This window comes from Nesterenkonia halobia (genome assembly GCF_039536005.1).
Lineage (GTDB): Bacteria > Actinomycetota > Actinomycetes > Actinomycetales > Micrococcaceae > Nesterenkonia > Nesterenkonia halobia.
Map to the genome: position 1 here is coordinate 393,976 of NZ_BAAAYG010000002.1, position 18,531 is coordinate 412,506.

At 72.1% G+C, this 18,531-nt stretch carries 20 protein-coding genes and 1 other RNA gene; 11 read left to right on the forward strand and 10 right to left on the reverse strand.

Annotated elements, in window-relative coordinates; genetic code table 11:
- Nucleotides 1–14: 14 nt before the first annotated feature.
- Both ABD652_RS02535 and ABD652_RS02540 read right to left on the reverse strand, forming a co-directional pair.
- Nucleotides 15–551 (reverse strand): MarR family winged helix-turn-helix transcriptional regulator, encoded by a 537-nt coding sequence (locus ABD652_RS02535; protein WP_344717825.1) that lies wholly within the window; start codon nucleotides 549–551, stop codon nucleotides 15–17.
- A gap of 111 nt (nucleotides 552–662) precedes the next feature.
- On the reverse strand, nucleotides 663–1,313 hold the full coding sequence (locus ABD652_RS02540; RefSeq protein ID WP_344717827.1) for a PepSY domain-containing protein: 651 nt from the start codon (nucleotides 1,311–1,313) through the stop codon (nucleotides 663–665).
- A gap of 366 nt (nucleotides 1,314–1,679) precedes the next feature.
- Here ABD652_RS02540 and ABD652_RS02545 point away from each other — a divergent pair, with 366 nt between their 5' ends.
- From ABD652_RS02545 to ssrA, 11 genes are all read left to right on the forward strand, one after another.
- Complete coding sequence (locus tag ABD652_RS02545) at nucleotides 1,680–2,906, forward strand: TadA family conjugal transfer-associated ATPase (RefSeq protein ID WP_344717830.1); 1,227 nt, start codon at nucleotides 1,680–1,682, stop codon at nucleotides 2,904–2,906.
- On the forward strand, nucleotides 2,903–3,763 hold the full coding sequence (locus ABD652_RS02550; protein ID WP_344717832.1) for a type II secretion system F family protein: 861 nt from the start codon (nucleotides 2,903–2,905) through the stop codon (nucleotides 3,761–3,763). Before ABD652_RS02545 ends, ABD652_RS02550 begins: the two co-directional genes overlap by 4 nt.
- Nucleotides 3,760–4,701 (forward strand): type II secretion system F family protein, encoded by a 942-nt coding sequence (locus tag ABD652_RS02555; RefSeq protein ID WP_344717834.1) that lies wholly within the window; start codon nucleotides 3,760–3,762, stop codon nucleotides 4,699–4,701. The genes ABD652_RS02550 and ABD652_RS02555 overlap by 4 nt, the downstream gene beginning before the upstream one ends.
- A gap of 177 nt (nucleotides 4,702–4,878) precedes the next feature.
- Nucleotides 4,879–5,097 carry a hypothetical protein gene (locus tag ABD652_RS02560; RefSeq protein WP_344717836.1) on the forward strand — a complete coding sequence of 73 codons (219 nt, stop codon included), beginning with the start codon at nucleotides 4,879–4,881 and terminating at the stop codon, nucleotides 5,095–5,097.
- Nucleotides 5,097–5,546: a TadE/TadG family type IV pilus assembly protein gene (locus ABD652_RS02565; protein ID WP_344717838.1), complete on the forward strand. Its 450-nt coding sequence runs from the start codon at nucleotides 5,097–5,099 to the stop codon at nucleotides 5,544–5,546. Before ABD652_RS02560 ends, ABD652_RS02565 begins: the two co-directional genes overlap by 1 nt.
- Before the next feature lie 43 nt (nucleotides 5,547–5,589).
- A complete protein-coding gene (locus tag ABD652_RS02570; RefSeq protein WP_344717840.1) occupies nucleotides 5,590–6,075 on the forward strand; it encodes a hypothetical protein in 486 nt (161 codons plus the stop codon).
- 2 nt (nucleotides 6,076–6,077) lie between these two features.
- Complete coding sequence (locus tag ABD652_RS02575) at nucleotides 6,078–6,542, forward strand: pilus assembly protein TadG-related protein (protein WP_344717841.1); 465 nt, start codon at nucleotides 6,078–6,080, stop codon at nucleotides 6,540–6,542.
- A 117-nt stretch (nucleotides 6,543–6,659) separates the two neighbouring features.
- Complete coding sequence (prfB, locus tag ABD652_RS02580; RefSeq protein ID WP_344717843.1) at nucleotides 6,660–7,778, forward strand: peptide chain release factor 2; 1,119 nt, start codon at nucleotides 6,660–6,662, stop codon at nucleotides 7,776–7,778.
- A gap of 135 nt (nucleotides 7,779–7,913) precedes the next feature.
- Entirely contained in the window at nucleotides 7,914–10,151 is a 2,238-nt protein-coding gene (gene ftsE / locus ABD652_RS02585) for a cell division ATP-binding protein FtsE (protein ID WP_344717845.1), read from the forward strand.
- Nucleotides 10,148–11,062, forward strand: a complete 915-nt coding sequence (gene ftsX, locus ABD652_RS02590) for a permease-like cell division protein FtsX (RefSeq protein WP_344717847.1) — start codon at nucleotides 10,148–10,150, stop codon at nucleotides 11,060–11,062. The genes ftsE and ftsX overlap by 4 nt, the downstream gene beginning before the upstream one ends.
- 122 nt (nucleotides 11,063–11,184) lie before the next feature.
- Nucleotides 11,185–11,561, forward strand: a transfer-messenger RNA (tmRNA) gene (ssrA, locus tag ABD652_RS02595).
- A gap of 83 nt (nucleotides 11,562–11,644) precedes the next feature.
- On the opposite strand, the gene ABD652_RS02600 is transcribed toward ssrA, so the two are convergent.
- The 8 genes from ABD652_RS02600 to ABD652_RS02635 form a co-directional block, all read right to left on the reverse strand.
- Nucleotides 11,645–13,252, reverse strand: coding sequence for an arylsulfotransferase family protein (locus ABD652_RS02600; protein WP_344717849.1), 1,608 nt, complete (start codon nucleotides 13,250–13,252; stop codon nucleotides 11,645–11,647).
- A 71-nt stretch (nucleotides 13,253–13,323) separates the two neighbouring features.
- Complete coding sequence (gene smpB / locus ABD652_RS02605; protein ID WP_344717851.1) at nucleotides 13,324–13,839, reverse strand: SsrA-binding protein SmpB; 516 nt, start codon at nucleotides 13,837–13,839, stop codon at nucleotides 13,324–13,326.
- Between the two features lie 132 nt (nucleotides 13,840–13,971).
- Complete coding sequence (locus ABD652_RS02610; RefSeq protein WP_344717853.1) at nucleotides 13,972–14,364, reverse strand: CrcB family protein; 393 nt, start codon at nucleotides 14,362–14,364, stop codon at nucleotides 13,972–13,974.
- Nucleotides 14,361–14,864: a fluoride efflux transporter FluC gene (locus ABD652_RS02615; RefSeq protein WP_153144445.1), complete on the reverse strand. Its 504-nt coding sequence runs from the start codon at nucleotides 14,862–14,864 to the stop codon at nucleotides 14,361–14,363. The genes ABD652_RS02610 and ABD652_RS02615 overlap by 4 nt, the downstream gene beginning before the upstream one ends.
- A gap of 47 nt (nucleotides 14,865–14,911) precedes the next feature.
- Nucleotides 14,912–15,631, reverse strand: coding sequence for a metal-dependent transcriptional regulator (locus ABD652_RS02620; RefSeq protein WP_344717857.1), 720 nt, complete (start codon nucleotides 15,629–15,631; stop codon nucleotides 14,912–14,914).
- 175 nt (nucleotides 15,632–15,806) lie between these two features.
- Nucleotides 15,807–16,673, reverse strand: coding sequence for a metal ABC transporter permease (locus ABD652_RS02625; protein ID WP_153144446.1), 867 nt, complete (start codon nucleotides 16,671–16,673; stop codon nucleotides 15,807–15,809).
- Nucleotides 16,664–17,461 (reverse strand): metal ABC transporter ATP-binding protein, encoded by a 798-nt coding sequence (locus tag ABD652_RS02630; RefSeq protein WP_344717860.1) that lies wholly within the window; start codon nucleotides 17,459–17,461, stop codon nucleotides 16,664–16,666. The genes ABD652_RS02625 and ABD652_RS02630 overlap by 10 nt, the downstream gene beginning before the upstream one ends.
- Nucleotides 17,458–18,471 carry a metal ABC transporter solute-binding protein, Zn/Mn family gene (locus ABD652_RS02635; protein WP_344717862.1) on the reverse strand — a complete coding sequence of 338 codons (1,014 nt, stop codon included), beginning with the start codon at nucleotides 18,469–18,471 and terminating at the stop codon, nucleotides 17,458–17,460. The genes ABD652_RS02630 and ABD652_RS02635 overlap by 4 nt, the downstream gene beginning before the upstream one ends.
- Nucleotides 18,472–18,531 lie beyond the last annotated feature (60 nt).

Sequence of the window (18,531 nt, forward strand, 5' to 3'; positions counted from 1 at the left end):
AGCGCCGAGCCGGCTCAGTCGCCGTCGGCGGCCCGGGTCTGGATCTTCCAGCACAGCCGCTGCAGCTCGAGGGCCTCCTCCTCGTCGAGGGCGCCGTGGAAGAGCTGGCGGATGTGGCCGCCGTGGACCTGCGAGGCTTCGCGGAAGACCCGGCGTCCCTCCTGGGTGAGGCTGGCGGTCATCCCGCGACGATCGGCCGGGTCGGGGGTGCGGTCGATGAGACCGCGGCGTTGCAGGGCCTTGGCCTGGTACGACAGGCGGGAGGGGGAGAAGACCATCCGTTCGGCCAGGTCGCCCATGCGCAGGCTGTGGTCCTCGGACTCGGCCAGGAGCAGCAGCACGTTGTAGTCGGTCAGGCGCAGCCCGGTGGAGGCGTGCAGCCGCTTCTCCATGCGGTCGTTGACGATCGCGGAGGTCTCCAGGAACGTCCGCCAGGCGCGAGCCTTGGGGGAGCGGCCGGTCAGATCACGGGCGCCGCGCTCCGGGTCGCCGAGGCGTCGTCCGTCGGCGTGCCCGTCCTGCTCCTCGCGCGGCTCGTCGTCGGTGGCCACCGGCCCCTCCTCGACTGGTCGTCCAGCTGATGGTCAGGTGGACAGTCTACAGGCAGCCCTCTCGGCAGGTGTCAGCTCTGCTCATGTCCCGAGACCTGGGGCCGAGTCGCGTCAGGAATCGTCCTCGGAGGCGTCGGTGGGGCTCTCCGTCGCCGTCTCCCGGGCCTCCTGGCCCTCCGGGACCACGGCGCCGTTGCTCGCGTCGACGACGACGCGGTTGTCCGAGGTGGCGCCTTCGAGCGTGACGACCCACACCACCAGGTCGCCCTTGCGATCCTGCAGCTCGGCGGAGAGCAGCACGCCCGGCGACTCGGTCAGGGCGATGTCCATCGCGCGCAGCATCGGGACCTCGGCGGCCTCGGCGAGCTGCTGCAGCTGGTCCTCGGCCTGGCCCTGGTCCTCCGCCTCGACCCGCTCCGACCCGTCGTGGACCGTGGTCACGTGCTGCAGCGTGCCGTCGCCGGCGAGCAGATCGACGCTCATGCCGGTCGCTCCCTCCACGGACTTGCTGAACGCCACCGGCTCCGCCTCGCCGTCGCCGATCGCAGTGCTCACCGCGCTCAGCGCCACGTCCTGTCCGGCGTCGACGTCGGCCGTCGAGGTCGGGTTCTCGGCCGAGGGTTCGTTCGACGGCGGGAGCGACCCGCTGGCCTCGGCGCTCTCGGCGCCTCCCTGCGGCCCGTCGGGGATGCCGCAGCCGGAGAGCAGAGCGGCCGACATCATCACGGCGACGACGGTGGCGGAGCTGCTGGTCGAAGTCATGGCCCCAGTCTGCCCGGGGAGACTGGACACCTGCTGGACGGGCTCTCCATGGGGCGGGGGTGTGTCGCGCCCTGGGCGGCGCGGCATGGCGCAGGCCGCAGATGTCAGAGATGACATTCGGCTACGGGCGTGTGAGGAGCAGTTTTCCACAGGTGCCCGAGATCGTCTGGCACCGGCGGTCGCCGATGGCTAGGGTGGGGCCCTGCGAGCAGACATGACGCCTCTGCCCGGAGGGGAGCTGTGTCGTGCGACGGTCCGTGGGCGGCCGTCGTCGACGGCCCGCGTCCCGGGCAGCAGGACGGATCCGGTCGTCGACCGGATGCAGGACGAGCATACCGAGGGCATCGGAAGAAACGGAAGGCCAGAGTGGACGCGCTGGGCATCGTCGAGGACGAGGTCAGGGACCAGGTTCGCCGTCGCGGACTGGACCCGGCCGTCGACCACTTCGACCTGAAGGAACTGGTGGAGGCCGCGGTCGCCGAGTACGACCGGCGGTCCATGGTGAGCGCGCTGCCGCTGATCGGAGAGGTCGACCGTGCCGTCAAGCGGATCATGGACTCCGTGGCCGGCTTCGGCGAGCTGCAGCCGCTGTTCGACGACGACGACGTCGAGGAGATCTGGATCAACGGGCCGCACGAAGTCTTCGTCGCCCGCAACGGCCGGTCCGAGCTGACCTCGATCACGCTGAGCGAGGCGCGCGTGCGCGACCTGGTCGAGCGGATGCTGAAGACCACCGGGCGCCGGCTGGACCTCTCGTCGCCGTTCGTCGACGCCACGCTGCCCGACGGCTCTCGACTGCACGTGGCGATCCCGGACATCACCCGACGCCACTGGGCGGTCAACATCCGCAAGTTCGTCTCCCGGGCGAAGACCCTCGACGACCTCGTCCGGTCGGGCTCGCTGAGCCCGCAGGCGGCCGAGTACCTGGCGACCTGCATCGGATCGGGGATGAACGTGCTGGTCTCCGGCGCGACTCAGGCCGGCAAGACCACGATGCTCAACTGCCTGGGCTCGGCGATCGGCCCGCGCGAACGGGTCATCACCGTCGAGGAGATCTTCGAGCTGCAGCTGCCGCTGCGCGACGTGGTCGGCATGCAGTGCCGCCAGCCCAACCTGGAGAACGAGGGCGAGATCCCGCTGCGGCGCCTGGTGAAGGAGTCGCTGCGGATGCGTCCGGAGCGGCTGATCGTCGGCGAGGTCCGCGAGGCCGAGAGCCTGGACATGCTCATCGCGCTCAATGCCGGCCTGCCGGGCATGGCCACCGTCCACGCCAACTCCGCCCAGGACGCGCTGACCAAGATCTGCACTCTGCCGCTGCTGGCCGGGGAGAACATCAGTCGGCAATTCATCGTCCCGACGGTGGCCTCCTGCGTCGATCTGGTCGTCCACTGCACCCGCGAGGAGGACGGCAGCCGCCACGTGCAGGAGATCATGAGCATCGGCGGCCGCGTCGAGGGCGAGACCATCGAGACCTCGACGGTCTTCAGCCACCAGGACGGCGAGCTGCGCCCGACCTCTTCGGCGGTCTTCGACCATCCCAAGCTCACCTCCGAGGCGCGGGCGCGCCTGCAGCGACTGGGAGCAGAGCGATGAGCCTGCTCCTCGGACTCGCCCTCGGCGCGGGGCTGCTGCTCATCTGGTGGTCCTGCTGGCCGCGGCGGCGCCCGGAGACGACGGGCCGACGTCGGCGTCTCGGCCGTCTCGAGCAGCTGCTGGCCGAGGCCGGCCACCAGCGGGTGGGCGTCTCCGGAGCAGTGACCGCCATGGTCAGCTGCGCGGTGATCGCCTTCCTCGTCGTGCTGGTCATCACCCGGGCCGTGCCGGTGGCTCTGTGCTTCGCGCTCTTCGCCGCCGCCGTGCCGATCGTGGTGCTGCGCTGGCAGGCGCGCAAGCGCCAGGCGGTGCTGCGCGAGATCTGGCCCGACGCCGTCGACCACCTGCGCTCGGCGGTGCGGGCGGGGATGTCCCTGCCGGAGGCGCTCATCCAGCTGAGCACCTCGGGGCCGGTGCCGCTGCGCGAGCCGTTCGTCGAGTTCGCCCGCGACTATCGCTCCGGGCAGAACCTGGGCACCGCCCTGACCGGGCTGAAGGATCGGCTGGCCGATCCGGTCGGCGACCGCATCGTCATCGCGCTGACCATCACCCGTGAGGTGGGCGGATCCGACCTCGGACGCCTGCTGAGCACCCTCGGCGAGTTCCTCCGCGAGGATGCGCGCACCCGCAGCGAGCTCGAGGCGCGGCAGTCGTGGACGGTCAACGCCGCCAAGCTCGCCGTCGCCGCTCCGTGGATCGTGGTGCTGCTGCTCTCCACCCAGGCCGAGGCCGCCGACGCGTATCGCGGTCTGGAGGGCATGGCGGTGCTGACCGGCGGTCTGGTGGTCTCGGTGATCTGCTACCAGCTGATGCTGCGCATCGGTGCGCTGCCGAAGGAAGGGAGGGTGCTGCTGTGAGTCCCGTGACCGCCTGGGCCGTGGTCGCCGGCGCCGGCCTCGGGCTGGGCCTGCTGATCGTGCTGCTCCGGATGCCGGCGACGAACCAGCCGCGCTTCGCCGACCGGGTGGCGCCCTATCTGCGCTCCACCGGCGCCGACACCCAGCTCTTCGCCCGGCATGGTGCACCGGTGGTGCCCTTCGGCGCGGCCGGCCGGCTCTTCGCCCCGCTGCTGCACGCGCTGGTCGGTCGGCTGGATCGGTTCAGCATGGACACCGATCAGCTGCGCCGCCGCCTGGACCAGGCCGATTCCTCGGTCACGCCGGCGGAGTACCGCCTGCAGCAGGTCGCCATGGCCACCGCCGGCGCCCTCCTCGGCGCCACGGTGAACCTGCTGGCCTTCGTCTCCGGCACGTTCAACGCCTTCCTGGCGGTGCTCAGCGTGCTGGTCCTGGGCGTGCTGGGATTCGCCCTGCGTGACAACATGCTCTCCGGGCAGATCAAGCGGCGGCGCTCGCGGATGCTCACCGAGTTCCCGACTGTCGCGGAGATGATGGCGCTGGCCGTCAGCGCCGGCGAGTCGGCGCCGGGGGCCTTCGAGCGGATCTCCCGGGTGACCCGCGGCGAGCTGCATGTCGAGCTCACCAAGGTGCTGCACGACGTGCAGTCCGGGCTCGGCTTCTCGCAGGCGCTGAAGGCCATGGCGACCCGGGTGGAGTCGGCCCCGATCTCGCGCTTCCTGGAGGGCGTGATCGTCGCGATGGAGCGCGGCACGCCGTTGGCCGACGTGATGCATGCCCAGGCCCAGGACGTCCGGGACCTGTCCAAGCGCGAGCTGATGGAGACCGCCGGGAAGAAGGAGATCTCCATGATGGTGCCGCTGGTCTTCGGCGTGCTGCCGCTGACGGTGGTCTTCGCCGTCTATCCGGGCTTCGAGCTGCTGTCCCTGGCGGTGTAGCGCCGGCTCGGCTCGATGCCGGCGGCGCGGAGTCGCCGTCGGCGACCGACGAACAACTGAATATCGACCACGACAGGCTCCTGCGGGAGCGCACCACGACGCCGAGTGGAGCTCGGCACGAATCGAGGATCCGTCCGGGGCGCACGACGCCCGGGGCGGGCCGGGGAAGGACCACTGATGACGAACGATCTGCGCGAGGCCGTGCGCCACGACGATCTCACACCCGCGCCGGAGGAGAGCCTGCCGGCGACGCTGCACTCCGAGGAGCGCGGCGACGTGCCCGGCTGGGTGATGATCACCCTGATGTCGGCAGTGCTGGTGGCCGGGCTCCTGGCCATCGCCCAGCCCGCTCTGGAGGGGCTCTTCTCCGACGCGATGGACCAGGTCAGGCGATAGTGCGTCCGGCGGCCCGAGCGTCGCGGCGCCGCCGACCGGCGGATCCGCAGGCCGCCCGCGGGTCGGGCGCGTCGTCGGTCCGCGAGGAGCGCGGTGCGGCCACCGCCGAGTTCACCATGGTCGCGGCCCTGCTGGCGCTGCTCTTCGTGCTCACGCTGCAGCTGGCCGTCGTGGTGCATGTGCGCAACACGCTGATCGACGCGGCCTCCACCGGCGCGCGCTTCGGCGCGCTGGACGATCGGTCGGCCGCGGACGGCGTCGCCCGGACCGAGGAGCTGATCTCCGGGGCGATCGGCGTCGACCATGCCGAGCATGTCGGACATCGGTGGCGCTCGGTCGACGCCGGCCGCGAGCTGACGATCGTCGTCGAGGCGGACGTCCCGCTGTTCGGCCTGGGCCCGGGCCTCGGCCACCTGGAGGTGAGCGGCAGTGCCGTGGAGTTCGAGTGAGGACGGATCCGGCCGCCCCGGCCGCCCCGGCCGATCCGGAGGTATGAGCCGGGCGACTGCGCCGCGTCGGGGGAGGTGTCTGCGGAGACGTCTGGCCGCGCGACTGGGCGGGGTCCACGACGAATCCGGCTCCTCGATCATCGAGTTCCTCATGCTCGCGGTGCTGCTGATGATCCCGACCGTGTACTTCCTCATCGGAGTCTCGACGGTCCAGGCGGCCACCTATGCCGGCGTCGGAGCGGCGGATCAGGCGGCGAAGATCTACGCCTCCGGCGGCGAGATCTCCGCGGGGGAGCGCGCGCACCGCGCCGAGCTCGCCGCCCGGTCGGTGCTGCAGGACTATGGGATCGAGGCGTCGCGGGCCTCGGTGTCGCGCAGCTGCCCGACCGGCGGCTGCGACGCCGCCGGCGACGTCGTCGCCTATGACGTGGAGATCCGGGTGCCCGTGCCCCTGGTCTCCGGCATCGGTGGCTGGGAGTCGACGCTGGCCTCGGTGTCGAGCACCTCGGCCCAGGTGCAGGAGGGATGAGCATGACGTCTCAGATGTCGCGGAGTCCGGGCCGCTGTCGGACCGTCGCGCGGCTGCACCGTGAGGAGTCGGGGCAGATGTCGGTGCTGGTGCTGGGCATGCTGGTCATCCTGCTGCTGATGGTCAGCGTCGTCGTCGGCGCCACCACAGTGCACCTGGAGTCGCGGCGTCTGCTGAGCGCCGCCGACGGCGCGGCCTCGGCGGCCTCCAACGGCGCCGAGATGGCGGGTCGGCAGAGCATGAGCGCCGCGGAGGTCGGCGCCCGGGCGCGCGAGTATCTGGAGACCTCGGGAGCCTATGGGCGCTTCGACGGCCTGCAGGTCCGGCGGGTCTGGACCAGCGACGGTGGCGCCTCGGCGCATGTGGAGCTGAGCAGCGCCGCCGAGATGCCGCTGGTCAGCACGGTCGTGCCCGACGCCGTCACCGTCACCGTGGACTCCCACTCGCGTGTGACGACTGAGCGGTGAGCCGGTGCGGCGGGCCCCGCAGGGCTCCGGCGCCGGCGTCCCTCCCGGCCCGCGGAGGCCCTCCGGCGGTCCATCGATGGGCCAACTCTGCTCCGGACCCGGTAGTGTAGGAGAGCTATGGCAGAGACTGATTTCCCCACTGAGCTTCAGCAGCTGCGCGGCACGCTGCGCCGCATCACGGACGTGACCGACGTCGACCGGCTGCGCGCCGACATCGCCGAGCTCTCCGAGCAGGCGGCGGCCCCGGACCTCTGGAACGACCAGGAGCACGCGCAGAAGGTCACCTCCCAGCTCAGCCACAAGCAGGCCGAGCTGAACCGGCTGACGAAGCTGGAGTCGCGCATCGACGACGTCGAGACGATGGTGGAGATGGGCCGGGAGGAGGGCGACGACGCGACCCTCCAGGAAGCCCGTGACGAGATCAGCGCGATCTTCAAGGACCTCGAGTCCCTGGAGATCGTCACCCTGCTCTCCGGCGAATACGACGAGCGCGACGCGGTGGTCACCATCCGCGCCGGCGCCGGCGGCATCGACGCCGCCGACTTCGCCGAGATGCTGCTGCGGATGTACACCCGCTGGGCCGAGGGCAGGAACTGGGACGTGAAGATCCTGGACACCTCCTACGCGGAGGAAGCCGGTCTGAAGTCGGCCACCTTCGAGGTCAAGGCGCCCTACGCCTTCGGCACGATGTCGGTCGAGGCCGGCACGCACCGGCTGGTGCGGATCAGCCCCTTCGACAACCAGGGGCGCCGGCAGACCTCCTTCGCCGCCGTCGAGGTCATCCCGCTCATCGAGGGGACCGACCACGTCGAGATCGACGAGAACGACCTGAAGATCGACGTCTACCGGTCCTCGGGCCCGGGCGGGCAGTCGGTGAACACCACCGACTCGGCCGTGCGCATCACCCACGTGCCCACCGGCACAGTGGTCGCGATGCAGAACGAGAAGTCGCAGATCCAGAACCGCGCGGCGGCGATGCGCGTGCTGCAGTCCCGGCTGCTGCTGCTCAAGCAGCAGGAGGAGGCCGCCGAGAAGAAGGAGCTGGCCGGCGACATCAAGGCCTCCTGGGGCGACCAGATCCGCTCCTACGTGCTGCATCCGTACCAGATGGTCAAGGACCTGCGGACCGGCCACGAAGTCGGCAACACCAGCGCGATCTTCGACGGCGAGCTCGACGGCTTCATCGACGCCGGCATCCGCTGGCGGGTCCAGGGCGAGGCCGCCGAGAAGAACTGATCCGAGCCGACGCCCGGCGCGCCGGGCCGGCTCGGCCGCGGCACGCCGCGGCGGGATTAGAGTTTCAGCGTGCCGGTCTGTCGTCCCCGACCCGTGTCCCGCAGGGCCGGCCGACTGCGGGGCAACTGGTGAGAGATGATCCGCTTCGAACACGTCACCCGGCGCTATGAGCCCGCCGGGCGCCCGGCGCTGGACGACGTCTCCGTGGAGGTCCTGCGCGGGGAGTTCGTCTTCCTGATCGGCGCCTCCGGCTCGGGCAAGTCCACGCTGCTGCGCATGATCGTGCGCGAAGGGCTGCCCCAGCAGGGCAAGATCACCGTCGCCGGCCAGAACCTCGGGCTGATGCTCGAGCACCGCGTGCCCGCCTACCGGCGCAGCGTCGGCATGGTCTTCCAGGACTTCCGGCTGCTGCCGGACAAGACCGTCTACGACAACGTGGCCTTCGCGATGCGGGTCACCGGAGCGTCCCGCGCCCGGATCCGCCAGCGGGTGCCGGAGGTGCTGGAGAAGGTCGGCCTGTCCGATCTGTCCCGCCGACTGCCCCATGAGATCTCCGGCGGCGAGCAGCAGCGCGCCGCGATCGCCCGAGCGATGGTCAACGAGCCGGCCGTGCTGCTGGCCGACGAGCCGACCGGCAATCTCGACCCGCACGCCTCCGACGAGGTCGTGCGCGTGCTGCGCCGGATCCACACGGGCGGCACCACTGTCATCATGGCCACCCACGACCGCGCGATCGTCGACCGCGCCGGACGGCGTGTGGTCCAGCTCCACGACGGGCGGCTCATCCGCGACGACCAGCGCGGCACCTATGATCCGCGTCCCGGCACCGAGGCCTGGCAGCTGCTGCGCGACGTCGAGACCACCGGCACGCTGCGCCCCATCGACCCGCGGGCCACCGCGCCGGAGCCGTCCGCCGCCGCGGAGACGGACTCCGCAGACGCTGTCGGCGGCGCGGCGACGGGTTCGGCACCCGCCGCGCCCCCTGCGCCGCCGGCCGCGCTGGCCCGGCCGGGCGGCAAGCCGGTGGACGCGCCGCTGCGCCCGCAGTCGCCCCCGACGACGACCGCGGCAGCCGCGGAGAAGCCCGCCGACGCGGTGGACGTCAGCTGGCCGGCGCATCTGCGCGCCCCCGCCGCGGCCGAGGACGTGCCCGAGCCCGCCGGCGACTTCACCGGTTCCGAGCTGCCCGACCTGGACCGTGACGGCTTCGTCGAGCTCGACTCCGGGGCGCCTGCCGCGTCCGAGTCCGTTGCAGGAGAGCCCGCCGCAGGAGAGTCCGCCGCCGACGCGCCGCCTGCGGAGGCCGCACCGCAGCCGTTCCTCGGCCGGTCGACGCGGGATCTGCCGCCCGAGCCGACGTCGGTGCCCAAGCTCAGCGACGTCGGCTGGCTGGCCGCCTCCGGGCCGCCGCTCCCGTTCCGCTCGACCGCGACGGCCGACTCCGCCTCGTCGGCGGCCTCGCCACACCGGGCGGGGGATGACCATGCCGAGCCCGCCGAGCCTGCTGAGCCCGCTGACGATGCTGAGGACGGTGCTCCGGAGGCTCTCTCGGAGGAGCGTGAGCACGACATCATCGAGGATGCCGTCGCCGAGCATTCGCCGCAGTCGGCCGGGCCCGAGGGAGAGGCGGCGCGGCCGCAGACGTCCTGGCTGCCGCATGCCGACGGGCAGCCGATCGCGCGGCCGGGGGTGCCGCATACGACGTCGGCCCCGTCTCCGACGGAGCCCGACGTCGAGGATCGTCGGCTGGCCGCGCAGAGCACCGAGGACGAGCCGCCGGTGGTCGACCCGGCCGAGGACCCGCACCAGGGTCTGGGGCCGGAGCACCGGCCCTGGTCGACGGACTCGACCGACTCACAGGAGTCCGCGGAGCCGACGACTGCGACGGGAGCCGGCGCCGTGCCGAGCGGCCCGACTGCCGCGGAGGACGAGCACGACATCATCGAAGATGCCGTCGCCGAGCATTCGTCGCAGTCGGCCGGGCCCGAGGGGGAGGCGGCGCGGCCGCAGACGTCCTGGCTGCCGCATGCCGACGGGCAGTCGATCGCGCGGCCGGGGGTGCCGCATACGGCGTCGGCTCCGTCTCCGACGGAGCCCGACGTCGAGGACCGTCGGCTGGCCGCGCAGAGCACCGAGGACGAGCCGCCGGTGGTCGACCCGGCCGAGGATCCGTCCCCGGGACGAGGGCCCGCGCGGGAGCCCCGGCTGCAGGCCCGCCGGCGGGCCGCCCGCCCGATGACCGATCGCGAGGGGTCCGCCGAGGCCCTGGAGCCGACATCGTCCTCCGCGCAGGCCACTGACGAGGACGCCCGCCGCACCACCGATCAGCCGGGCGGCCTCCGCTCGATCTGGCGCCGTCTGAGGAGGAAATGATGCACCGACTGATGCACATGCTCGGCGAGACGCTCGCCTCGCTGCGGCGCAACGTCGCCATGGTCGCGTCGGTCGTGCTGGTCACGTTCATCTCGCTGACCTTCGTCGGCTCGGCGGCGCTGATGCAGACCCAGGTCGACCGGATGACCGACGAGTTCCACGACCGTCTGGAGGTCTCGGTCTTCCTCTGCACCGAGAACTCGCCGGAGTCCTCCTGTCCGACCGGCGCGGTCAGCGACGACCAGCGGGCCGCGCTGGAGCAGTCGCTCGAGGAGGGCGCGGCCAGCCAGTACGTCGACAGCTACCGGCACGAGACCCAGGAGCAGGCGCTGGAGAACTTCCAGTCCTCCCAGGACGCCGCGGCGCCCGCGCTCGAGGCCGGCGACATGCCCGAGTCCCTCCGCGTGCTGCTGGTGGATCCCGAGGAGTACGACGTGGTCACCGAGCTCTTCGCCGGCGCCCCCGGCGTGGAGACGGTCGCCGACCAGCAGGAGGTCATGGACCAGGTCTTCGCCATCCTCGACGGGATGACGCTGGTGGCCCTGGCCGTCGCGGCGGTGATGATCGTCTGCGCAGTGCTGCTGGTCTCGACGACCATCCGGCTCTCAGCCTTCAGCCGGCGGCGGGAGACCGGGATCATGCGTCTGGTCGGCGCCTCGAAGGCGATGATCCGCACCCCCTTCGTCCTGGAGGGCGTGGCGGCCGCCCTCCTCGGCTCCCTGCTGGCCTGCGCGGCGACCTGGGTGGTCGCCGAGCACCTGATGGGGGAGTGGCTCGACCAGCAGATCCCGGCCATCCAGTTCATCGACGGCTCCGCTGCCTGGATCGTCATGCCGGTGCTGCTGCTGATCGGCGTGCTGCTGGCGGTGCTCTCCTCCTGGGTGACGGTCCGGCGGCACCTGACGGTCTGAGCCGGATGCGGCCGCCGGCGGGGCGCCCGGAATATTGCCGGGACGCGCGCCGTTGGCATACACTGGAGTACCTGCCCGATGGGGAACCTGAGGGCGGGGAACGGTTCTTGACAACCGCATACGGGGACGATCGGTTTCGACGATCTGAGTTGAGCATGGGGAAGCGGGCCGAGGATGTAGAGTGCCCTCGTAAAAACCCCTCTGCAACCCAATAAGTGCCGATTCTAAGCGCACTGACTTCGCCCTCGCTGCCTGATAGCAGCGACGCGAGTCTGTCAGCCTGAGTTCGCTGTCGACTCAGAGCCTGGCATCAGCTAGATAGCCACTGGACGCCGTCCTCGTCGTGGGGACGTCGCTCGACATTCACACGACTGGGCCCGGGCCATCCACTCGTCTGCATGATGGATGGGGCCGAGCAACACCCGATGCGCAGACTGCGCCCGGAGAAGTCCATGCGAATCCAGATCGGACGCGGGTTCGATTCCCGCCGTCTCCACCGCTGACGACGCCCCGTCCGGACCACTGGTCCGGGCGGGGCGTCGTCGTGTCCGCAGCACGCACGGCGCCGCGCCGACCACGGCGTCACTCCTGGTCGGCGGACTCGGAGGGCGTCGTGCCGCCCAGGACCTCGCCGTCGTCGTCCAGCGCCTCGACGCGCAGCGACTCGGCGTCGTCGGCGCCGTCCGGGACCGGGATCGTGGTCTCGAAGCCGTCGCGAGCGACGGTCGCGGCCTCGTCCCCGCCGGCGGTCAGCCGCCACTCGGCGACCTCGGTCGCCCCGTTCCACGAGACATGGACGGCGGACTCGCCGCCCTCCTCGGTCAGCATGGCGTCCGGGTCGGTCGTCGGCCGGCCCTGCCACTCGAGCGCGTAGGCCCGGTAGCTGCCTCCGCCGCCGTCGTAGTCGCCGTCGAGGCATTCGTCCCCGTGGCAGACGTCGTAGATCAGCTCGCCGTCGGCGGTGTACTCCGAATAGTACGGGCGGGACCCCCAGCCGATGAGCATGCCGCCGTCGTCCAGCTGCTGGGCGTTCGCCATGGCGCTGGAGACCCGCTCCTCGGGAGGCCGGTACTCGGCGGCGACCTCGGCGGTCATCGTCTCCTCGTCCAGCGCCAGCCGCAGCCCGCGCGAGGACTCGTCGTCGTCTCCGCCGTGGGCGTGGTTGTCGAAGAGCGTCAGCGTGCCGTCCGGAGCACGGTGGGCGTCGTGCTGCCAGGAGAAGACCGCGTCCTCGTCCAGGCTGAAGTCGCTGGACGAACCGCCCAGCGTCCAGTCCACCGCGCCGGTGCTGCGGTCCAGCCGGTAGACCGCATGGGTGTGGCGGGCCGAGACCAGCAGCGAGCCGTCGTCGTCGACGGTGATCGAATTGATGTGGAAGTAGTCGAAGGGCTCCTCCGCGGAGCCGAGCACGGCGGGATCCTCGTCATCCTCGTCATCCTCGTCATCCTCGGCGACCTCCTCGCGCTCGGCGGCGTAGTCGACCATCGTCTCCGTCATCGGCACATGGTCCAGCGCGCTCCACTCGAAGACGACGTCGCCGGTGGCGATGTCGACCTCCTGGATCACCGCATCCTCGACGTGCCCGTCGGCGGGCCCGCCCACCTCGGTGAGGTCGGCCTCGGTCGGCACGTAGGCGGCCAGCAGCATCGTGCCGTCCTCGGTGATGGTCGTCTCGTGCAGGTCGGCCTCGTCGGGCCCCAGCGACCCGCCGGTGGTGACCCGGGCGATCTGCTCATAGGAGCCGTCCAGCACCGTGACCTCGCCATGGCCGTGGCCGCCCTCGCTGGGACCTTCGTAGACGGTGAGCACGTCCCGGCCGTCGTACTTCTGCACGCGCAGGTCGAAGGGGTCGTCGTCCGGGTCCTCGTCGGAGGCCGGGCGCATCCACACCAGCTCTCCGGCGGCGTCGAGGATGAGCGAGCCGTCCTGCGGCGTCGGCGTGCCGTAGTTGGGGCTGAGGAAGATGTACTCGTCCGCGGCGTCCCGCCGGGCGGACCAGGCCGGTCCCTCGGTGATCTCCACGGCAGGCGGCTTCAGATCCGGGCGGGAGAGGAACTTCTGGTGGGGGATGGGGCGGGACTCGTCCCCGTCGTCACCTCCGCAGCCGGCCAGCGCCAGCATCGCGATCGCCGTCGTCGCCGCCGCGGCCGATCGCCGCAGCCGGCGCTGCCCTCGGTGCACGCGCCCCATGCCACATCCTCCCGGAGTCGTCCGGGCCTGATCCTAGCCGCCGGCGGCCGGGGCCACCAGAGGCGGACGGCTCAGTCGATGCCGAGGTTGCGGTAGCGCATCGCCCGCTGGGCGTCGCGCTCGTCCTGCTTGCGGCGCAGCGTCTCGCGCTTGTCGAACTCGCGCTTGCCGCGCGCGATGCCGATCTCGACCTTGGCCCGGCCGTCGGAGAAGTAGAGCTGCAGCGGCACGATCGTCATCCCGGAGGACTCGATCTGCCGGGAGATCTTGGCCAGCTCCTTGTGGTGCAGCAGCAGCTTCCGCTTCCGCCGGGCGCTGTGATTGGTCCAGGTGCCGTTGAGGTACTCCGGGATGTGGATCTGCTCGAGCCAGAGCTCGCCGGACTTAGAGAAGGCGGCGAAGCCGTCGGTCAGCGAGGCCTGCCCCTCGCGCAGCGACTTCACCTCGGTGCCGGCGAGCACCAGGCCGGCCTCGTACCGGTCCTCGATGTGGTAATCGTGCCGGGCGCGACGATTGGTGGCCACGACATGATTGTTCGGGTCCTTCGCGGCCTTGTTGCGGGCCTTCTGCTTGGCCTTCGTCGCCATGTGCCACCTCCTCCGGGCTGCGTGCCGCCCGCCGCGGATCGGGCGGCGGGGATCCGGGCCCGGGGCGACGGCGCGTCGTCGGGCCGACTGCCCATGATACACCCGCGGCGGCCGCGCACGCCCGCCTCCGGCTCAGCCCAGCAGCAGTCGGGCCGCCGCGATACCGGCGGCCGCGCCGGCGCCTCCGCAGAGCACATGCACCGCCCAGAGTCCGGCGGCGGCCAGCCGTCGGCCGGCGACCCAACGTTCGGCCGCCCGCAGCGAGACGGTCGCGAAGGTGCTCAGCGCGCCGAGCAGCCCGGTGGTCAGCGCGACCAGCAGCGGCGCCGTCGTCGTCCCGGGCTCGGCCGCGGCCGGCTCGACGGTGATCCAGCCGTAGATCAGCCCCAGGGCCAGGCAGCCGGCGGTGTTCGCCAGCAGGATCCCGCACGGCAGCAGACGGTCCAGCAGCAGTCGCAGCACCGCCCCGGCCGCGCCGCCCAGGCCGACGCCGAGGACCACGGCGATCGTCATCTCCGCGGTCATCGGGCGGCTCCTGTGCGCCGGGCCCCGGGCTGCGGCGGGCCCACGGCCCCGAAGATCGCCCGGCCGACGGTGATGCCGGCGGCCGCGGCGGCGGTGCAGCCGAGGATGCTGATGAGCAGATAGGCGATCAGCTCCGGCGCGGCGGGATTGACGAGGGTCTGGGCGGCGAGCTCGTCGAACATCGCCCCCGGCACCGCCGGCATCACTGCGACGATGACCAGCGAGAAGGTGGTGTAGGAGCCCAGCAGCCCGGTGCCCAGCGTCGGGACGACCCAGCGCGGCAGCCGGTGCACTGAGGCCACTCCGGTCAGCAGGCCGAGCAGCCCGGAGCCGGAGAGGTTCACCGCCAGCGTCGTCCAGGGGAACTTCATGCTCTGCTCGGGGAGCAGCTCGCCCACAGTCAGCCGGGCCAGCGCGCCGACGGCGCCGGCGAGGGCGACCAGCGGCACGATCAGGCGCAGCGGGGGCGCGGCGGGGGCGGAGGTCTCAGCGTCGGGCACCGTCCCAGACTAGTACGACTCGGCCGCCGGCCCGGCGACGGGCACGCTCAGCGATCGACCAGCGAGACGCGCATGGCGTGGGCCAGCTCATGGGCCAGCCGGATGCCCTCGCCCGCCGGGGCGCGGGCGACGACGACGTCGCCGCCCTCCGTCGCGGCCGCGGTGCGCACGGTGATCCGCGCGCCGATGTCGACCTGCTCCTCGGCGAGGGTGCGCAGCGCGTCGGGCACGGCGTCGTCGACCTGCTCCAGGCGCACCGCCGCCGACTCGGGCACCCGGCAGAGCCGCTCGGTCTCCGGGTGCTCCATGCTCAGGTCCCGGCGGGGGATGGGGTCGCCGTGCGGATCGACGACGGGCCGCTCGAGCCGCTCGTCGAGCCGGTCGATGAACGTCTCCGAGACCGCGTGCTCGAGGCGCTCGGCCTCGTCGTGGACCTCGCCCCAGTCGTAGCCGAGCTCGCGGACCAGCCAGGTCTCGATCAGCCGGTGGCGCCGGACCATGGCCAGCGCCAGCCGGCGGCCCTGCTCGGTGAGCCGCAGCGGCGCGTAGGGATGGTGGTCGACCAGTCCCAGCTCGGCCATCTTGCGCACCATCAGCGTCACCGAGGGGTTCGAGACCCCCAGCGTGCGGGCCAGCGCCGAGGCGGTGACCACCGGATCGTCCTCCCACTCGGTGAGGCCGTAGATGGTCTTGGTGTAGTCCTCCACCGAGGTCGTGGCGGTGTCGGTGCGGGTCGAGCGCCCCTGGGCGGAGGTGCGCGGGCTCATGGGATCCTTCCGCGAGAGGGGCCCGCCGGCGGGCCCGACGGGCATCGTGGCTGTGCTGGCGGCGGCACCCGCCGGCGCGGCGACGGGCCGCGACGGGGAGCGCCGGCGTCGTGCGCCCAGTCTATCCGTCCAACCGTCCCGGGCGCCGATGCCGGCGGATCCTCTCCCCGTCGGCTCAGGCCGCGGCGGCGGTCCGTCGGGCGCGCGCCGCCCGGGCGATGAGTCCCTTGTGCGGGGCCAGCACATAGGCCAGGCCGAAGAGCGTCGACTGCATCAGGACGATGGTCCCGCCGGTCGACAGGTCCAGCCAGTAGCTCAGGTAGACGCCGCTGACCGCGGCGAACACCGCGCCGCCGGAGGAGACCATCAGCATCCGTCCGAACGTCCGGCAGGTCAGCATCCCGGTGGCCCCGGGGATGACCAGCATCGCCACCACCAGGATGATGCCCAGCGTCTGCAGCGCGGTCACCGTGGTCAGCGCCAGCAGCACCAGCAGCAGCGCCGAGAGGGCGGCCGTGGAGAGTCCGACGGTGTGGGCGTAGGTGCGGTCGAAGGCCAGCAGGGTCAGGTCCCGCCGGGCCAGCAGCAGCACTGCCGCAGTCGCCAGCCCCAGCGCGAGCACCTGCCACAGGTCGGTCCGCGAGGTGCCCAGCACGTTGCCGAAGAGGATGTGCTGCAGATGCGTCTGGCTCGGCACCCGCGAGATCAGCACCAGGCCCAGGGCGAAGAGCGTGGTGAACACCACGCCGATGGAGGTGTCGCGCTTGATCACCGGGGTGCTGCTGATCCCGCCGATGAGCAGCACGGCGATCAGGCCGAAGACGAAGGCGCCGGCGGCCATCGGCACTCCCAGCAGCTGGGCCAGCACGATGCCCGGCAGGATGGAGTGGGCCACCGCCTCGCCCATCAGCGACCAGCCCATCAGCACCAGCCAGCACGAGAGCAGCCCGCAGACTCCGGCGGCGACGACGGCCACAGCCAGCGCGTTCTGCATGAAGGCGAACTGCAGCGGCGCGGCCAGGATCTCGACGATCAGCTCCATGGGGCCTCCTGTCGTCCGGCGCCGTCCTCGGTGCTGTCGGCGGCGCCGCCGTCGTCGGCCAGCACCGTGCCGAAGGCGCCGGCGAGGGTGGACTCGGTCAGCACCGCCGACGGCGGACCGGCGGCGAGCACACGGCGGTGCAGCAGCACCACCTCGTCGGCGAGGTCGGCCAGCGAGTCCAGATGGTGGGTGGAGACCAGCACTGTGGTCCCGGCGTCACGCAGGGCATGCAGTGTGGCGGTGATCAGCTCCTCGGAGCCGCGGTCGACGCCGGCGAAGGGCTCGTCGAGGAGCATCAGCGGGGCCTGCTGGGTCAGCGAGCGGGCCAGGAACGCCCGGCGCCGCTGGCCGCCGGAGAGCTCGCCGACGGTGCGCCGGCGCAGCTCGGCCAGCCCGACCTGCTCCAGCGCCTCGGCGACGGCGGCACGGTCGGCGCGCCGCGGTCGACGGGTCGGACCCTGGTGCGGGATGCGGCCCATCATGACCATCTGCGCCACCGTCAGCGGGAAGGTGTGGTCGATCGTGTCGTGCTGCGGGACATAGCTGACCACATTGCGGCGCCGCGCCTGCTGGGGCGGCTTCCCGTACAGCCGGATGGTGCCGGCCAGCGGGGCGCGGAGCCCGAGCAGCGCGGAGAACAGCGTGGACTTGCCGGAGCCGTTGGCGCCGACCAGCGCGGTGATCGTGCCGGCGGTCAGCCGCAGATCCACGCCCTGCAGGGCCAGCACGCCGGGATAGCCGGCGCTGAGCCCGGACACCTCGACTGCGGCGGCGGGAGCCTGGGTCATCGGTCCTCCTCGTCCTCGGCGCCGGCCTCGGCCCCGGAGATGATCAGATCCAGATCGTGGCGGAGCAGCTCCAGATAGCTGGGCACCGGCCCGTCGGAGGCGGAGAGCGAGTCGACGTGCAGCGGCTCGCCGAGCCGCGCCCCGGAGGCCTCGGCCACCTGGCGCTGGGCGTCGTCGTTGACAGTGGTCTCGCAGAAGATCGTCGGCACGTCGTGGCTGCGCACGTGCTCGATCTGCGCCTCGACCTGCTGCGGGGTGCCCTCGGTGTCGGCGTTGATCGGCCAGAGGTAGTGCTCCTCGAGGCCGAGGTCCTCGGCCAGATAGCTGAACGCCCCCTCGCAGGTGACCACCTGGGCCGGAGAACCGGTGGACTCCTCGACGGCGGCGAGCCGGGTGCGGGCGTCCTCGGCGATCTCCGTCAGGCGCTCGCGGTAGGAGTCGGCGTGCTCGGCGAAGACGTCGGCGTCGGCGGGGGAGAGCTCGGCCAGGGCCCGTTCGACGGCGTCGACGTACTGCCGGCCGCGCTCCGGGGAGAGCCAGGCGTGCGGGTTGGTCGGCAGGTCCTCGCCGGCGGCCGGATGGCCGGAGAGCCGGGTCACCGGCAGCGGGTCGACGTCGGCGGTCGCGGTCGTCGACGGCGCCTCGGCGTGGTCGATGAACTGGTCGAACCAGGCCTCCAGCCCCATCCCGTTGGTGATCACCAGATCCGCCTCGGTCGCGGCGCGGATGTCGCCGGGGGTGGGGTCATACTCATGGATCTCCGCGCCGACGGGCGTGATGGAGCGGACCTGGACGCGGTCGCCGCCGATCTGCGAGACGATGTCGGCGAGCACGGTGAAGGTGGTCAGCACCACCGGACGGTCGTCGTCGGGATCGCCGGAGTCGCCGAGGCCGTCGGCGCCGGCGGGCCCGCAGCCGCTCAGCAGCAGGCAGACGCCGAGCAGCGCCGCGACGACGGAGCGCCGCCGGGACGGGCGGGACGTCCGGCGGGAGGGGAGGGAGAGCGCCATGCCGTCCAGTATGGTTTAGGCATGCTTAAAACAGCAAGGGGCGCGTCGTGCCACGAGGGA

Coding starts and splice junctions, on each gene's coding strand:
- ABD652_RS02540 (WP_344717827.1), bottom strand. CDS start 1,313: ATGACTTCGACCAGCAGCTCCGCCACCGTCGTCGCCGTGATGATGTCG.
- ABD652_RS02550 (WP_344717832.1), top strand. CDS start 2,903: ATGAGCCTGCTCCTCGGACTCGCCCTCGGCGCGGGGCTGCTGCTCATC.
- ABD652_RS02560 (WP_344717836.1), top strand. CDS start 4,879: ATGACGAACGATCTGCGCGAGGCCGTGCGCCACGACGATCTCACACCC.
- ABD652_RS02570 (WP_344717840.1), top strand. CDS start 5,590: ATGAGCCGGGCGACTGCGCCGCGTCGGGGGAGGTGTCTGCGGAGACGT.
- ABD652_RS02575 (WP_344717841.1), top strand. CDS start 6,078: ATGACGTCTCAGATGTCGCGGAGTCCGGGCCGCTGTCGGACCGTCGCG.
- prfB (WP_344717843.1), top strand. CDS start 6,660: ATGGCAGAGACTGATTTCCCCACTGAGCTTCAGCAGCTGCGCGGCACG.
- ftsE (WP_344717845.1), top strand. CDS start 7,914: ATGATCCGCTTCGAACACGTCACCCGGCGCTATGAGCCCGCCGGGCGC.
- ftsX (WP_344717847.1), top strand. CDS start 10,148: ATGATGCACCGACTGATGCACATGCTCGGCGAGACGCTCGCCTCGCTG.
- ABD652_RS02600 (WP_344717849.1), bottom strand. CDS start 13,252: ATGGGGCGCGTGCACCGAGGGCAGCGCCGGCTGCGGCGATCGGCCGCG.
- smpB (WP_344717851.1), bottom strand. CDS start 13,839: ATGGCGACGAAGGCCAAGCAGAAGGCCCGCAACAAGGCCGCGAAGGAC.
- ABD652_RS02610 (WP_344717853.1), bottom strand. CDS start 14,364: ATGACCGCGGAGATGACGATCGCCGTGGTCCTCGGCGTCGGCCTGGGC.
- ABD652_RS02620 (WP_344717857.1), bottom strand. CDS start 15,631: ATGAGCCCGCGCACCTCCGCCCAGGGGCGCTCGACCCGCACCGACACC.
- ABD652_RS02625 (WP_153144446.1), bottom strand. CDS start 16,673: ATGGAGCTGATCGTCGAGATCCTGGCCGCGCCGCTGCAGTTCGCCTTC.
- ABD652_RS02630 (WP_344717860.1), bottom strand. CDS start 17,461: ATGACCCAGGCTCCCGCCGCCGCAGTCGAGGTGTCCGGGCTCAGCGCC.
- ABD652_RS02635 (WP_344717862.1), bottom strand. CDS start 18,471: ATGGCGCTCTCCCTCCCCTCCCGCCGGACGTCCCGCCCGTCCCGGCGG.